Source organism: Chryseosolibacter histidinae (assembly GCF_018598225.1).
Classification (GTDB): Bacteria; Bacteroidota; Bacteroidia; order Cytophagales; family Cyclobacteriaceae; genus Chryseosolibacter; species Chryseosolibacter histidini.
Map to the genome: position 1 here is coordinate 1 of NZ_JAHESF010000080.1, position 15,733 is coordinate 15,733.

The window sequence follows — 15,733 nt, forward strand, 5'->3', positions numbered from 1 at the left end:
GCTCAACAGCGGTGTTACCGACCATCACCAACTGCAGCAATGGTCAAACGAGATCCAGCAGATCACCGCCACCGTGGAAGAGAAAACCCTGCGATGGCTGGAGCTTTCGGAGCTGATGTCGTAAGCCCAGGACTTCGGCAGGAGTTTTTTGGTAAATATTGATTGTGAGCGCCTTACTCCAGTTGCCGGTTGCCAGTTTCCGGTTGGCGCGAGTGTTAATTTTTTCCCGCTCAGGGTTCTGTTCACTATTAGAATTGAGCTCACATCGTGATTTCCCGAGGCATTATTCCAACTGGCTACCCGGTAACGGCAACCATTCCCAACTGGCTTTGAACCGGAACCAATTGTACGTACTTTTTCACATGGACGGTTTTCACGTACAAATGACCAGGCCGAAAGAACGCACGTTAAATTTGTACGTGTTTTTGTTCCATGTGTTTTGTACACGTACAACCGGCTGGAAGAAAAGAAACTGTTAAAAAACGGCAGCCAAAATCGCGATTTCCGAAGCCTACCCTCAACCGGCCATCCGGTAACCGGCAACTGGCAACCATTTCCGCGTCCCGTTCCTAATTAAATTCACCTTTTATAAAAAAGCCTACAATAATTCCCGCAAACGTTTAAATTTAGGCAAATAAAATTTCGACATGTACCTGAACCAAGACGCAGAAAAGAAAAACACCTATGATGCTATTGTAGTAGGCACGGGCATCAGTGGAGGCTGGGCGGCCAAAGAGCTGACCGAAAAAGGCCTGAAAACATTAGTGCTTGAACGGGGAAGAATGGTGAAACACCCTGACTATCCCACCGCTACAAAAAATCCATGGGAGCTTGAGAATGCCGACAGGCCTACCCGCGAAGATCTTGAAAAACAGGGCGTTCAGGCCAGAACCGGTTATACCATCCGCCAGTCTACCAAGCACTGGTTTGTGAACGATCTCGAGAATCCCTACACGGAGACGAAACGTTTCGACTGGATGAGAGGATACCATGTGGGGGGCCGTTCCATCATGTGGGGACGCCAGAGCTATCGCTGGAGCCCGATGGATTTTGAAGCAAACGCCAAGGACGGCATCGCCATTGACTGGCCCATCCGGTACAACGACCTCGCTCCCTGGTATGATTACGTAGAAAAATTCATCGGCGTAAGCGGAAACCTCGACGGTCTCGCGCAGCTCCCTGACGGCAAGTTCCTTCCTCCGATGGAGCTGAACTGTGTGGAGGAGCACCTGAAGAAGTCGATGTCAGAGAAATTCGGCCGCTACCTTACCATCGGTCGTGTAGCCCATGCCACGGCAAAATTGGATCACAGCCCCCAGCGCGGAACATGCCAGTACCGGAACCTTTGCAGCCGTGGATGCCCTTACGGCGGATACTTCAGCAGCAATTCATCGACACTGCCTGCGGCGGAGAAAACCGGCAACATGACCCTGCGTCCCAACTCCATTGTGTATGAGCTGGTATATGACGATAAAAAAGGAAAAGCAACGGGCGTAAAAGTGCTCGATGCCGAAACGGGTGAGCAGACCGAGTTCTTCGCCAAGGTTATTTTCCTCTGTGCGTCTACATTTGGATCCACACACATCATGATGAACTCCGTATCCAACCGTTTCCCCAATGGTTTCGGTAACGACAGCGGTGAGCTCGGATGCAATATCATGGACCACCACCTCAGCGTAGGTGCTTCAGCCCAGGTGGATGGATTTGAAGACATGTATTATTCTGGAAGAAGGGCCAACGGCGTGTATATCCCCCGTTATCGCAACGTCGGCAAGGATAAACGCGACTACCTGCGTGGCTTCGGTTACCAGGGTGGTGCCAGCAGGCAGGGATGGAACAGCCTTGTTGCGGCAGAAGAATCGCTGATCGGCGCTGACCTGAAGATGGCGGTGACAAGCCCTGGCTCATGGATGTTCAACCTCGGCGGCTTCGGCGAGATCCTGCCTTACCACGAGAACAAGGTAACGCTGAACAAGGACAAGAAAGACAAATACGGTATGCCTACGCTCACTTTCGACGCCGAGCTGAAAGAGAACGAAAGGAAGATGCGCGTAGACATGGCCAATGACGCAGCCGAGATGCTTGAAGCGGCGGGTTTCAAAAATGTGACCAAGCGCGACCTCGAGATCGGTATAGGCCTTGGCATTCACGAGATGGGTACTGCCAGGATGGGTAAAGATCCCAAGACGTCCGTGCTCAACAAGTGGAACCAGGTGCATGCCTGTAAGAACGTGTTCGTCACCGATGGCTCTGCCATGGTATCGTCCGCATGCCAGAACCCGTCACTGACGTATATGGCGCTCACAGCACGTGCGGTAGACTACGCCGTGAAAGAGTTGAATAAATTGAATATCTAAATTTTATCTGAAATAGAAATATGGATAGAAGAGAAGCTATAAAACGCACCGCGTGGATCATGGGTGGCGTAGTGTCTGCCCCCGCCATCATGGGTGTATTGAAGGGATGCAGCTCACGCCCTGATATCAACTGGAAGCCGGCGTTCCTCACACCGGACCAAGCTGCGCTCGTCACCGAAGTGGCCGAGATCATCATCCCCCAAACCGATACACCTGGTGCAAAAGATGTAGGCGTACCTGCTTTCATCGACAAGATCCTGAAAGACGTTTATTCAGCAGAAGACCAGAAACGTTTCACCGATGGGCTCACGGCATTTGATGAAGAAGCCAAAAAGGCCTACGGCGATGCGTTCCTCGACCTCGAGCCCGCGCAGCAAACAGAGCACGTGAAAAAGCTGCACGACGCCGCGATCCAGGCCGAACGCAATACCGATCCTGCACCCAAGCGCCCGTTCGTGCTTATGATGAAAGAGCTCACCATGTTGGGATTCTTCACATCAGAGGTAGGTGCTACCAAAGTGCTGCAATACGATCCTGTACCCGGCGCCTACAAAGGCTGCATCCCGCTCAAAGAAGCAGGGAATGGCAAGACCTGGGCGTCGTAGATTTAAAGTTTAAAGTTTGAAGTTTAAAGTTGTTGCTACCACGAACACAACGCAATAGTTGTAGGTAACACAACTTTAAACCTTAAATTTTAAACTTGAAACTTATTCCTTCGGAGGCGTGATCATAATATGCGCCCTGTGTGTTCCCGGATCCATCAGCCACGGCATGCCTGGCACATCGGGTTTCAGCGGGAGGCCGGTGCTTTCGGCGGTGGCAAAAGGAATGTAGATCACGTAACGAAGGTATCCATCCTTGATCTCACCTGTGGCCGTGTCAAATTTTTCATCCGAGGTGCTGTACACAAACAGCGAGGTCGGTTGCTTCGGCATGAGCAGCTTTCCTGATTTTACTTCCGCCTCACGAATATTAAAAATATCGGTCTGCGATTTTCCTTCTTTCTTCAAGACGCGTCCCCGCTCCATAAAAGTGTCGAGGTCCTTATGGTAGCATGAAACACTGAATCCCTTTTGTGAGGGATCATCCGCCAGGCAAACCATTCCGTTTGTGCCCTTCCTTATAACTTCAAATTCTCCCTTCGCCGAATAACCATACACCATCGCCCCATCCCGCAGCTCCACCGGCGCCGCCATCACCGCACTCCTGATCTGCACCTCCGCGGAAGGCACTGTTGTTTGCGAATAGCAAAGAGTAGCGGTTACAAGCAGCAAGAGAAAGAACGTTAGCGTTTTCATATTTCTTGGTTTAAGTTACACTATGCTGATCAGAGTAAATTCGGACCTCCTTACTCCTTAATTCTTACTCCTTACTCCTTTTCTTCAGGCTCCTTCTGACTCCTGGCTCCTGACTTCTGACTCCTAGCCTCATGGCTCCCTCTCAGAAAGATTACCATCCAATCCCATAATCCTCCCCGTGATTGCTCGATCCTCCCCAGAAGCTGTTGTGCTTCCAGTCGAAGAAGATAGCATTGATAGGGCCGGAGGTGCGGTCGTCGAAGGAGAGGTGATAGCCCATTTGCGTCAGCTCTTTCCTGACATAGGGCGGCGTGCTCTCGTGTAACAAGATATTGCCCGGCTTGGGCTTCCGGTCTTCACCGCCGAGGGAGAGATAGAACTGATAGGTGTTGATGTTCGGCGCTTCCACGGCTTCCTGTACCGTCATATTGAACTCAACCATGTTAAGGAAGAACTGGAGCAGGTTCTGATCCTGGGTGTCGCCACCCTGAACCGCGAACGAGACAAAAGGTTTTCCGTCTTTCAGGGCCAGGGTGGGCGTGAGCGTCACGCGGGGACGTTTGCCCGGCTCAACAACATTGAAAGGATTCAGCTTGGGATCTGTGACGAAGCTCTGCATGCGCTGGCTCATGCCAACACCGGTACGGCCGGCAATGCATGAAGGGAGCCAGCCTCCGCTCGGGGTGATCGATACCACCCAGCCTTCTTTGTCAGCAGCTTCCACCGACGTTGTTCCAAGCCACACCTGGTTGAGATAATTTTCGTCCAGTGGCGATACCGGTGTGTGCAGCGATGCCTGTTTCCATTGTTTGAGATAGTCGAGATACGGGTTGGTCTTTCCTTCGAAAGGATAGGGGTCGCCAGGGCCGGCCTGCGCATCGTTCTTTTGCCAGTTGATGGACTTGAGGCGCTCTTTGGCATATTCCTTTGACAGCAGTCCCTGCATCGGTTCGGCGGGGCCTACATAGGGATCGCCATAGTAAAAGTCACGGTCGGCAAACGTAAGGTTCATCACCTGGTAGAGCGTGTGAATGTACTTCGCCGAATTGAAGCCCATACTTTTCAGGTCGATGTTCTCCAGGATGTTGAGCGCCTGCAGCATCATCGGCCCCTGGGTCCATTGCGAAAGCTTGTAAACATCGATGCCCTTGTAGTTTACTTTCAAAGGTTCTTCCTGCAGCACTTTCCATTTCGCCAGGTCCTCCATGGTGATGAGGCCACCTTGCTCCTGGCAGCCGCGCACAAATTCTTTCGCGATGTCTCCTTTGTAAAATCTGTCATAGGCTGCGTAGATGGCTTCCTTTCTGCTCTTGCCCTTTTTCAGGGCCTGCTGCTCTGCTTCCACCATTTTGCGAAGGGTTTCCAGCAGGTCAGCCTGCCTGAAGATCTCGCCGGCTTCGGGTGCTTCCCTTTCCTGACCGAGGTGCGGCAGGAATACCGCTTTTGAGTAAGGCCATTGCTTGATGCGATCCTTGCCACGCTCCATGCTGTTGGCGGTCTGTGCTTCTATCGGATATCCTTCGGCAAGCTGCATGGCTGGTGCCAGCACATCTTTGAGGCTCATGGTGCCATATTCGGCAAGCATGGTGCACAATCCGCCGGGAGTTCCCGGGGTGGTGGCAGCCAGGGGGCCGTACTCGGGAGGATAGTTCATACCTTTACCTTTGAAGAACTCGGGTGTGGCGCCGGTGGGAGCAATGCCCATGGCGTTGATGCCGATCACTTTCCCCGTTTTGGGATTGTAAATGAGCGCTTGTGTTTCGCCGCCCCAGCTCAGTACATCCCACATGGTGCAGGTAGCAGCCAGCATGGCGCACGAAGCATCCACGGCGTTGCCTCCTTTCTGAAAGATCATACTTCCGGCCGTTGCCGCGAGTGGTTTCCCGGTAATGGCCATCCAGTGCTTACCGTGCAAAGGAGGCTTCTGTGTTCCCTGGCCCATCGCTGACCAGGCAACAAGCACAAGCAGAAAAAGTAATGATCGCTTCATAATAAGTTTAAGGTTTACACGTAAAAAGGTAGCAGGTTTACACCCCAATTCAAAGCCCACTTGTACGAACCCAAAGGGTATTCCGTAAACGGCAGCTCCCTCTCCATGCAATGGAAAGGGAGGGGTGAGGTTGCTTTCCCCGTTTTTGTCTATTTTTAGCTTTTGTAACATTACCTAAACCCTTCCGCCCGCATGGCTGCCGATCAGTCGCTATTCCTTAAAAACATATGGTACCTGGCGTTTCACGGTTCTTTTCTGAAAAGTGGAAAGCTGACTGCTAAAGAGATCGCCGGCGAGAAGATCGTATTCGGGAGGGATGCCAGTGGCAAACCTTTTGCGTTGCGCGACAACTGTCCTCACCGTGGTGTTCCCCTCTCGGAAGGATGGTTTAAGAATGACACCCTCCAGTGCTGCTACCACGGTTGGAAGTTCGGTACCGATGGCGTATGCAAAGACATTCCGGCGATGCCACCCGATGGCAAAATGGACGTGAGCAAAATAAAGGTGTTCCGGTATCCTGTGAAGGAAGTAAGCGATACCATATGGGTCTACATCCCCGATAAAAAGCTTCATTTCACGGTCGAGCCTAAAAATGAAATTCCGAACCTGATCCTCGATCCTTCAAAAAAATTCCTGCATGTAGAGAGCGTGGTGTTGCCCGCCAACATCGATCATTCCGTGATCGGCCTCATCGACCCGGCGCACGTTACGTTCGTTCACCAGTCGTGGTACTGGCGGTCGGCCAAAAAACTGAAGCTGAAAGAGAAACACTTCGAGCCCACACCGATGGGTTTTAAAATGGTGAGGCACGCGCCTTCCAACAACTCGAAAGGTTACACCGTGCTGAAGGGTGGCACGTCTACGGAGATCACCTTCGAGATCCCCGGCAACCGCTACGAGCATATCAAAGTGGGAGCGAAGCACGAGATCATCTCCATCACCATACTCACACCGCTGACTGAAAACAGCACCGAGCTCACACACATCTTTTACTCAACACTGCCTGCTACCAAATGGCTGTGGTGGCCCCTGAAGCGCCTCGGCAAAAAATTCATCGGCCAGGACCTTGGCGTATTCATCAAGCTGAGCAAGGGCCTTGAAAGCAATCCTACACTGATGCTGATCGGCGAACCCGATACACAGGCAAGATGGTACCATGAGATCAAACGTCTGTGGCAGAAAGCCCAGCAAGACAACGTTCCTTTCGAGAACCCGATCAAGGGGCAGACGCTGAGGTGGGTTACTTGACGGTTGCCGGTTACCGGATAGCCGGTTAGGTACACCACGCTTTCACCTTACTATTCAAATCAATTGGAGCCGAAGCAGAGAAGTGTTGTCAAACACCGCACGGACTGGCAACTGGTAACCGGCAACCAAATTCAGTCACCCTTTCAATACGATCACCGCTCCATTCAACTGTTCACCAAGCCTGATCTGGCATGCCAGGCGGCTGTGAGCAGTAGCGTGGGGGAGTGTGTCGATCATATCGAGCTCGGCGTCGGTGGGTGGGCCCAGCTTCTCAGCACCTTTCAGCACTTCGATGTGACAGGTGGCGCAGAGAGCCATGCCGCCGCACGTGGCCGCGATCGGATACTCTGAAGCCTTCAGCACTTCCATCAGGCTCAGGTTGATGTCGGTAGGTAGTTCGAGCGTCTGCAATTCCCCTGCAGCGTTCCTTACATCGAAAATGATCATGGTTGTGGTGTTTGAAAATTAAAAGGTATTGACTCCATTCACAGTGGTGTATTTGAAGCTCAGTTTCTGATTGGGATGTACAAACCTGAAAGCGCTCTGGGCCATCAGCGCAGCCTCGTGGAAGCCGCAAAGAATGAGCTTGAGCTTTCCGGGATACGTGTTGATGTCGCCGATGGCAAATACACCGGGTACATTGGTGGAATAATCGAACGTGTTCACTTCAATAGCGCTTTTGTCGAGGTTCAATCCCCACTCGGCAATGGGACCCAGCTTCGGGCTGAGTCCGAAGAGCGGTATGAGATAATCGGTCTCTATGTTTCTGACAACATTCTCTTTGCCAGCCACCGTCACGGCATTCAGCTTGCCGTTGCCATGAACAGCCTGCAGGTTCGCGCTGAGCAGCAGATCGATCCTTCCTTCGCGGGCAAGGTCGAATACTTTCTCCGTTGAATCCGGGGCTCCCCGGAAAGATTCATTCCGGTGCACGAGCGTGACCCGTTCGGCTATCGATGCCAGGTGGATTGTCCAGTCGAGGGCGGAGTCGCCACCGCCGGCGATCACCAGCTTTTTGTTCCTGAACGTTTCCGGATCTTTCACCATATAAGCAACGCCTTTCCCTTCAAAGTGCTCCAGGTTGGCGAGCTCCGGCTTGCGGGGTTCGAACGATCCCAACCCGGCGGCGATCACCACAACCTTACACTGGATCGAGGTGTTATCAGAGGTGGTCAGCAGAAAGCCGCCGTCGTCAAGCCGTGTCATACTGTTCACACGTTCCCCCAGGGTAAAAGTAGGTTTGAACGGCTCGGCCTGCAGCTTCAGGTTATCCACCAGTTCCTGCGCATTCACGGAAGGAAAACCCGGAATATCATAGATGGGTTTCTTCGGATAGATCTCCGAAAGCTGCCCGCCGATCTGCGGAAGCGCATCCACCAAATGGCAACGCATTTTTAAAAGACCAGCTTCGAATACGGTGAACAGTCCCACAGGACCAGCGCCGATGATACAGATATCAGTTGTTACCATAGATAGATATGATGTGAGATATGAGTCCCGATAGCTATCGGGATGAGACGCGAAACTTCAAACTTCAAACTTTAAACTTTAAACTTGAAACACAGATCCAGTGTCTCAAATCTACACGAATTATTAGTATACTAACAATTATACTACGAATTAAGTAGGGATTAGGTTCAGTTTTTTAGCCGAGATTTTGATAGATGGTATTCAGGATCTTTTTGAACTGATTGAAATCACGGGTGGAGAGCCCTTCCCAGGCTTTCAGGCGGATATCTTTCACCTTGGGACTCAGTTGCTCTACTTTTTTTACACCGTTCCTGGTGAGGCTTACCATAAAACTGCGGCGGTCTTCGGGATGGGTGTTGCGCACCGTGAGGCCTTTGTTGCACAACAGGTCAATGATGCGGGTAAGCGTGGGATTATCTTTGAACAGGAGCTCCGCCAGCTCGTTCTGTTTCAGTTCCTTATGCTCATAAAGGTGTTTGAGCACGATCCACTGGTCTACCGTGATGTTGAATCCCAATTCCTTAAAACGTTGCTGGGCATACTGTTTCACACGTCGCGCCGTGCGGTCGAGAAGGAAGGAGTAGGAGCTAAAGGTCTCTTCGTTCATGTACGAATTGTTAGTACACAAACTTACGAAAAGTTGACAGTTGACAACGGGGCAATTGACAACGCTTCGGGGACTCATTGTCAATTGCCATTTTGTCAATTGTCTACTGTTTCACCAGTCGTTTCAGCTCACTATCAATAAACTGCTTATCCATCCACTTGTCGCCGATCATCACCCCGGCGATATTGCGGGTTTGTTTGATGTCGGTGAGCGGGTTGGCGTTCAGCAGGATGAGGTCCGAGACAAAGCCCTGGCGCACAGCACCGGCGTTTTTCAGGTCCAGGTACCGGGCAACGTTGATAGTGCCCGTGCGCAACGCCTGGTAAGGAGTGAGGCCCGACAGCACCAGGTATTCGAGCTCGTTATGTGTTGAGAAGCCTGGAACATTGAAGATCTGTGGCGCATCGCATCCCAGCAGCAGCCCCACACCGTTCTTTTCGCACTCCCTGATCAGCTTTCTGCGCAGCTTCACAAAATTGGTGGCTTTGGTAACATTGAACTCCGGGTTGTTGATGAAGTTGTTCTTGCTGTTGATCCATTGCTCCACAGTTTCCTTCTTCATGTATTTCATGTCGGGGTCCACCCTGAAATCGTCAGACGTATAGGTGGGCGACATCCAGCGCTCTGCCAGCGATTGTGTGGGCACCACCCAGATGTTGTTGCGTTTCAGGGCGCTTATCAGCCTGGGGATCTGTGTGGTGTCTGCTTTTTCTGCCACGAAGATGCCGAACAATCCTGTCTGCTGCTCCACCATCTTCTCGATGCCAGGCACCATACCTTCAATAAAGCCGTCGAGGTGATCGATAGAGGAGTAGCCTGCGTCGATGGCCCTCCATACGCCCACACCGAACGAGACGTGGCCCGCAAACGGGATCCCCACCTTCTTCGCGGCAGCGGCAATGGAATCGAACTTTGCCCGTGAAAGGCCGGGATGCAGTTTCAGGAAATCGTAACCGGCTTGCTTCTGCCGGCGCACCATGGCAGCGCCTTCTTCCGGCGACGTCACGCTCATGCCGTTGAACGACGGGCCCGTGGTGTAAAAATGAGGCGCGAGCACCTCGCCCTTCCGGATCATTTCTCTCAGTTCCAGGTGCCTGGGATGGCCCAGCATGCCGCGGATGGTGGTGATGCCATTAACCGCGAACAGGGCAACCACCTCTTTCATGGGTGCCAGGTCGTCGATGGGAGGAACGTGCGCATGCATTTCTGCAAGACCGGGGATGAGATACTTGCCCGCGGCATCGATCACCAGCGCGTCTTTGCCGTACTTCACTTTTTTATCGGCACCCAGGGCCGTGATGAGTCCGTTCTTCGTTACCACCGTCTGGTGCGTGAGCACACGCTCGTCGTTCATGGGGATCACATTGACGTCCTTGAAAACAATTTCACGCGAGGTGGAGGACACCGGCTGCTGGGCGTTAAGAACGGAGGCCAGCATGAGGGCAGCGATGACGAGAAGAGGTCTCATAACATATCAGATTTAGGAACTGAATTTCAACAAAATACAGAGCACGGCTGAACGAAAATAGTTGAAGGGTATATGGAACTGTTGGATGGCTTCCCGGATGCTTCCGGAATCACCCAAAAAGCTTTATCTTTACCCAAACTTTATTGACTTGACCCACGCGCAAACCATAGCACTTTACCAGCCGACGCTGCACGCCATCGCGATGAAGCTGCTGCGTTGCAAGGCCGACGCTGAAGACATCGTTCAGGAGACCTTTATCAAGTGGCTGGATGCCGAGCATGAGAAGATCAAAAACACAAAAGCTTACCTGGTGCGCGCGGTCACCAACAATTGCCTCAACCACCTGGAGGCTTTAAAGAAGAAAAAGGAAGAGTACCTTGAATCGTTCCACTGGCCCCACTTCATTGAAAAATTCAGGGATTCGGATTTTACCCATATCGACCTCGAAAATAAGCTGACCAAGGCATTTCATGTGCTCCAGCATAAGCTTGAGCCCCTCGAAAGGGCCGTCTATGTGCTGAAAGAGGCATTTGATTTCGATTATAAGGCTATCCAGGAGCTGCTTGACAAAAAACAGGACCACTGCCGCCAGCTGTTCTGCCGCGCCCGCAAGAAGCTGGACCAAGAAAAAGAACGCCTGAATGCCGCCATCCACGAAAAAACGGCTTTAATGAAGAGTTTCAAGGAGTCGTGCGATGTGGGCCATGCCACGGAGTTCATTGCGGAGCTTCGCAACGACATCACTTCAGCTTTGCGGAAAAAAAGTTGAAATTTTTTTAGCAACCAGGCATTTTTTTGTCACAAAATCGACCATCTCTTGTCTTTACAGGAGCTGAGCCAGTCATCGCTATGGCTGTCCGGCTGAACAATAAACACAAAACCTGTAAACTTTCATGGAAGTCATTCTTATCTTTTTTGTTGCACACTGGTATCTGTCGCTTTTTTTCCAGACATTTTTCCTGCACCGCTATGCCGCCCACAAGGCTTTTACAATGAGCAAGCGGACCGAAAAAGTATTCTTCGTGCTGACCTGGATCTTCCAGGGGTCGAACTATCTGAGCCCTTACGGATACGGTGTGATGCACCGCATGCACCATGCATTTGCTGATACGGAGGATGATCCGCATTCACCGAAGTATGATGAGACCATCTGGAATATGATGTGGAAGACCAAGACCATTTACTCGGCCATCTCCAACAAGCAGATGATCCCCGACAAACGTTTTACAGAGGGTGTTCCGCAGTGGGAGGCCTTCGACAAATTTGCCCGTTCATGGCCGTCACGCATCTTCTGGGGCCTGCTTTATACAAGCGTGTTTGTAATATTTGCTACCAACTGGTGGATCTGGGCGCTGCTGCCCGTCATGTTCCTGATGAGCCCCATTCACGGTGCCATCATCAACTGGTTTGCCCATAAATACGGCTATCGCAATTTCGAGGTACGAGATACCAGCAGGAACTTTCTGCCGGTGGACTTCCTGATGATGGGTGAGTCTTATCACAACAACCACCATAAGAACGGTGGGCGTGCCAATTTCGGCGGCATCCGCTGGCACGAGATCGATCCTACTTACCAGGTCATCAAGTTGCTGGACAAGCTGAAGGTGATCAAGCTGGTGAGAAAAGAGATCCATATGGATCAAGTACAGAAAGCCAAGGCTGCCTGATTTTTTAACTCCCTTTTGCTAAAACTTGCGGGGTGCTCTGAAGAGGGGCACCCTTTTTTAATGCAGGTTCACGCAAAGGCGCTAAGAAAGCGCAAAGCTCGCAAAGCTTTTTTTAGCGTGTGCTTTTATGAATTCTGATTACGGCGCGGCGAACGAAGGTCTCCTTTGTATTTTCTTTGGCTTCTTTCTTTGCGGTCTCTCTGCGTGTCTTTTCCTTCGCGGTCTTTGCGTGAACCCATTTCCTGTTGCTGGGTTTGGGCGCCCTTGTCTTTTGTTTCAGCTTCGGTTTTTTTGTTCACGATGGCGCCGTTGTCAGTCTGGCCTTCGGTGGATACCGCTACTTCGGTAGGCCGGATCTTTCTGCCGTGCCGCTTGGCATAGACCTGTGTAAATTCAGCACCGAAAAGCAGGATCAATCCCGCATAAGAGACCCAGAGCATGATCAGGATAATGGAACCCGCCGCGCCGTAGGTTGAGCCGGGATCGCTGTGGCCGAAATAAAGACCGAGCAAAAATTTGGCGATCACGAACAATACCGCCGTCAGCACAGCACCAGTCCACACATCGCGCCATTGGATCTTGGCATCAGGCAGGAATTTGAAAATCGCGGCAAACAGCAGCGTGATCACACCTACCGACACAACAATATCAAGTGTTTTGAAAACAATCACCAGGCCTTCTGCCACATGGCTTCTTACCCAATCGCTCACGGCAGTCAGTGCCGCAGAAAGCACCAGTGACACCAGCAGCAGGAAGCCTACAACAAGGATCAGCCCGAAAGAGAAGACGCGATCTTTCACCAGTTTCACAAACACCTGCTTGGGTTTGGGCTTCACTTCCCACATTTTATTCAGGATCTGCTGGAGCTGGTAAAACACCCCCGTGGCACCGAACAATAATGTGGCGATACTGAGGATGGTAGAGAGCACTGTGCCATCACTGCGGGTAGCGTTGGCCACGATCTCCTGAACATCGGTGGCCGTATTGCCGCCCACAATGCCGCCGATCTGTCCCGTAAGCTGCTTGGTCACAGCTTCCGCCCCAAAGAAATAACCGGCAATATTGATGATGATCACCAGCAGTCCCGGCAGTGAAAAAATAGTATAGTAAGCAATAATAATACTGTTGTTGAACGGCTCACGCTCATTCCACTGGCTGAACGTTTCTTTGAGCATCCCGCCGAATTCCTTTGCTGTATTGATCACCTTGCTCATACACATGGATAAGAAAAAATACATGCCGATACTTTCATCCGAAGCACGGCACTTGCATCAGCTACTGTCACCTTTCTTTGAAGGCCTCCTGGCTCCTTACTCCTGGCTCCTGGCTTCTTTTTTTAATTCATCCGCCCGGAAGTCTTCAAAAAAGCAGGACGCCGATCGTCAGAATATTGCCGTTCATGTATAACTTTATCGATTGAGAGCAGACTTGCTTTCGGAATGCGCGATCTTCTCGTTTAATTATATAAACTTTTTTTATGGCTGAAAGAAAAACAAGCTCCACGAATTACATCAATCAGTCGTTCCTGGAAACAAAGTGCGCGTTGAACGAAGTGATCTATCTGTTGAGCAAAAGGTGGATCACGGAAGTGCTGTTCAGCATAGAGGAAGGCAACAACCGTTTCTCTAGCATCAAAGACGACCTCGAGTACATCAGCGATCATATTCTCGCTGACCGGCTCAGGCTCCTCGAAGAATACAAGCTCATCAGCAAAAATCATATCGCAGAGATCCCACCACGCATCGAGTACGCCCTCACGCCCACAGGCATCGAGCTCAGCAACCTGCTCGACCAGTTGTGCAAGTTCGGTGAGAATGAGATGGGACTTCATTCGGACTAGTGCCCCAAGAAAGTGCTACCCAAGCCCGCTGACGTAACGTCATGGAAGTCAGATGCGGTCGGTCCACAGTCGACGGACCATGGACCACGGCCGCGACGATGATCCGTCATTGTGGATCTGCGCGCACAGTTCATTACAACACCGCCGCTCCGGTTGATGCTCCTCGAAGCACAATGCCGTGGACTGTCGGCTGTGGACCGTGGACTCTTTCAGGCATGTTTTTTTGAAGCTCACCTGTAAATCAGAGAATCATGGCAACAGCAGTGAAAAGCCGATTGCGCAAGCCGGTGAAGCGGCGCACGGAAGAAAAAGCGCCCAGGCGTGCCGAAATAAAAGAAGCGAAGAAAGATCTTTCCAAATCCTATAATAAATTCAAGACCTTTGAAGGACAGCAGTACACCGGCATGAAAGTCGGCCGCAGCCACAAGTGGTATTACGACAAAGGTGAATGGAAAGAGAAGAAGATGACTCCTGACGAATGGGAGTTTACCTATGCCGTTACCAAACGTCGCGCGGGAAAAGCACCCGAGGGCTCTGGCGTACCGGTAGGCACCGAGTATCATTGGTACATCCTGGCACACCAGCATGCGCGTAAGCTGAATGCCAACGACTACACTACCACCATGAGCGGTCTGAAATTCAAGGTGGCCCACAAACGCTCCGACAAGGAGAAATGGAGCGCATCCGACAATGCCCAGCGCAAGAGGCTGATCAAGATCTTCCAACGCATGATCAAGCAGCTCGAGGCGGAGATGGAGTAGGTTTCAAGCAACACGTTTGGGTTACAAGTTTCAGGTTTCAGGTTTAAGGTTTAAGGTTTCAAGTTGGAGCTCCCCAAACTTTAAACTTTAAACTTTAAATTTTTAACTTTAAACTTTAAACCTGCCTTTCTATCTTGTGCGGAGTTACCCTTTAAACCGTATGAGAAAAACCTTTACCCTCGTCCTGGTCGTGATTGCCTACACGCTCAGGGCGGAAGTGACCCTTCCGAAGATCTTTGGTGATAACATGGTATTGCAGCGCGACCGCGCGATCGTTGTATGGGGCTGGGCCTCCGCAAAAGAAAAGATCACCGTTCAGTTAAATAAGCAGACGAAGACCGTCAGTGCCGGCAAGGATGGACAGTGGAAGGTCAGCCTTTCGGCGGAAGCCGCAGGAGGTCCCTATCAGCTTGTAGTGAAAGGCAAGAATACCATCACCCTGGGCAATGTGCTCATCGGCGATGTGTGGATCTGCTCCGGACAATCGAATATGGAGTGGGTTGTGCGCAACAGCAACAACGCCGCGGAAGAAATAAAGCAGGCGCAATATCCCACTATCAGGCACTTCAAGGTGCCGAATACTGTTGCATCAACTCCCAAAAATGATCTGCCTGACGGAAGCTGGAAGATCTGCACGCCGGAGAATGCCGGCGACTTCACAGCAGTAGGTTACTTCTTCGCCCGCGAGCTGGTGAAAGAGCTCAACGTTCCCATCGGATTGATCAACACAAGCTGGGGAGGTACACATTCGGAGACCTGGACAAGCCGTGAAGCTTTTGAAGGCAGCGATGAGTTCAAGGATATGATCGCCTCCATGCCACGGCTTAACCTTGATTCTATTGCCAGGGAACGCGCCGCCGCCATGCAGAAGCACATCGAAGACCTTCAGGGTTCCCTGAACGTGACACCCGCGGAGATCGAATCGTGGAGACAACCAGCACGGAATGACAGCCAATGGAAAAAGATGCATGTACCCGGTCTGTGGGAGCAGCAGGCCCTCGGCGATTTCGATGGCATTGTTTGGCTC

16 protein-coding genes are annotated in these 15,733 nt (G+C 51.5%); 9 read left to right on the forward strand and 7 right to left on the reverse strand.

The genetic code is table 11. The features are described from left to right. The 3 genes from KK083_RS32800 to KK083_RS31980 all read left to right on the forward strand — a co-directional run. Positions 1-124, forward strand: a 124-nt coding sequence (locus tag KK083_RS32800) for an ABC transporter C-terminal domain-containing protein (protein WP_369074985.1), incomplete at its 5' end; no start/stop codon positions are given. 523 nt (positions 125-647) lie between these two features. Then, positions 648-2,357 (forward strand): GMC oxidoreductase, encoded by a 1,710-nt coding sequence (locus tag KK083_RS31975; protein WP_254170236.1) that lies wholly within the window; start codon positions 648-650, stop codon positions 2,355-2,357. Between the two features lie 20 nt (positions 2,358-2,377). Beyond that, positions 2,378-2,962, forward strand: a complete 585-nt coding sequence (locus KK083_RS31980; protein WP_254170237.1) for a gluconate 2-dehydrogenase subunit 3 family protein — start codon at positions 2,378-2,380, stop codon at positions 2,960-2,962. A 102-nt stretch (positions 2,963-3,064) separates the two neighbouring features. On the opposite strand, the gene KK083_RS31985 is transcribed toward KK083_RS31980, so the two are convergent. Continuing rightward, positions 3,065-3,655 carry a hypothetical protein gene (locus KK083_RS31985; protein ID WP_254170238.1) on the reverse strand — a complete coding sequence of 197 codons (591 nt, stop codon included), beginning with the start codon at positions 3,653-3,655 and terminating at the stop codon, positions 3,065-3,067. Between the two features lie 151 nt (positions 3,656-3,806). Continuing rightward, positions 3,807-5,645, reverse strand: coding sequence for a gamma-glutamyltransferase family protein (locus KK083_RS31990; protein WP_254170239.1), 1,839 nt, complete (start codon positions 5,643-5,645; stop codon positions 3,807-3,809). A gap of 192 nt (positions 5,646-5,837) precedes the next feature. Between KK083_RS31990 and KK083_RS31995 the strand changes: the two genes are divergently transcribed. Then, complete coding sequence (locus KK083_RS31995; protein WP_254170240.1) at positions 5,838-6,893, forward strand: Rieske 2Fe-2S domain-containing protein; 1,056 nt, start codon at positions 5,838-5,840, stop codon at positions 6,891-6,893. A gap of 135 nt (positions 6,894-7,028) precedes the next feature. Here the strand turns inward: KK083_RS31995 and KK083_RS32000 are convergent, their stop codons facing one another. The 4 genes from KK083_RS32000 to KK083_RS32015 form a co-directional block, all read right to left on the reverse strand. Continuing rightward, complete coding sequence (locus tag KK083_RS32000; RefSeq protein WP_254170241.1) at positions 7,029-7,340, reverse strand: 2Fe-2S iron-sulfur cluster-binding protein; 312 nt, start codon at positions 7,338-7,340, stop codon at positions 7,029-7,031. Between the two features lie 18 nt (positions 7,341-7,358). Beyond that, the gene (locus tag KK083_RS32005; protein ID WP_254170242.1) at positions 7,359-8,363 is read right to left on the reverse strand and encodes an NAD(P)/FAD-dependent oxidoreductase; all 1,005 of its coding nucleotides are present in this window, start codon (positions 8,361-8,363) and stop codon (positions 7,359-7,361) included. A 175-nt stretch (positions 8,364-8,538) separates the two neighbouring features. Further along, on the reverse strand, positions 8,539-8,970 hold the full coding sequence (locus KK083_RS32010; protein WP_254170243.1) for a MarR family winged helix-turn-helix transcriptional regulator: 432 nt from the start codon (positions 8,968-8,970) through the stop codon (positions 8,539-8,541). A gap of 103 nt (positions 8,971-9,073) precedes the next feature. Continuing rightward, on the reverse strand, positions 9,074-10,438 hold the full coding sequence (locus KK083_RS32015; protein ID WP_254170244.1) for an amidohydrolase family protein: 1,365 nt from the start codon (positions 10,436-10,438) through the stop codon (positions 9,074-9,076). 148 nt (positions 10,439-10,586) lie between these two features. Here KK083_RS32015 and KK083_RS32020 point away from each other — a divergent pair, with 148 nt between their 5' ends. Together KK083_RS32020 and KK083_RS32025 are read left to right on the forward strand one after the other, a co-directional pair. Further along, positions 10,587-11,207: a sigma-70 family RNA polymerase sigma factor gene (locus KK083_RS32020; protein WP_254170245.1), complete on the forward strand. Its 621-nt coding sequence runs from the start codon at positions 10,587-10,589 to the stop codon at positions 11,205-11,207. A 124-nt stretch (positions 11,208-11,331) separates the two neighbouring features. Then, positions 11,332-12,105 (forward strand): acyl-CoA desaturase, encoded by a 774-nt coding sequence (locus tag KK083_RS32025; RefSeq protein WP_254170246.1) that lies wholly within the window; start codon positions 11,332-11,334, stop codon positions 12,103-12,105. 125 nt (positions 12,106-12,230) lie between these two features. Here the strand turns inward: KK083_RS32025 and KK083_RS32030 are convergent, their stop codons facing one another. Further along, positions 12,231-13,319 (reverse strand): YihY/virulence factor BrkB family protein, encoded by a 1,089-nt coding sequence (locus KK083_RS32030; RefSeq protein WP_254170247.1) that lies wholly within the window; start codon positions 13,317-13,319, stop codon positions 12,231-12,233. Positions 13,320-13,582: 263 nt separating this feature from the next. Between KK083_RS32030 and KK083_RS32035 the strand changes: the two genes are divergently transcribed. The 3 genes from KK083_RS32035 to KK083_RS32045 all read left to right on the forward strand — a co-directional run. After that, positions 13,583-13,945, forward strand: a complete 363-nt coding sequence (locus KK083_RS32035; RefSeq protein ID WP_254170248.1) for a winged helix-turn-helix transcriptional regulator — start codon at positions 13,583-13,585, stop codon at positions 13,943-13,945. A gap of 251 nt (positions 13,946-14,196) precedes the next feature. Further along, positions 14,197-14,706 (forward strand): hypothetical protein, encoded by a 510-nt coding sequence (locus KK083_RS32040; RefSeq protein ID WP_254170249.1) that lies wholly within the window; start codon positions 14,197-14,199, stop codon positions 14,704-14,706. Between the two features lie 160 nt (positions 14,707-14,866). Then, positions 14,867-15,733 (forward strand): sialate O-acetylesterase (locus tag KK083_RS32045; RefSeq protein WP_317195261.1); only part of this gene is annotated, 867 nt, incomplete at its 3' end.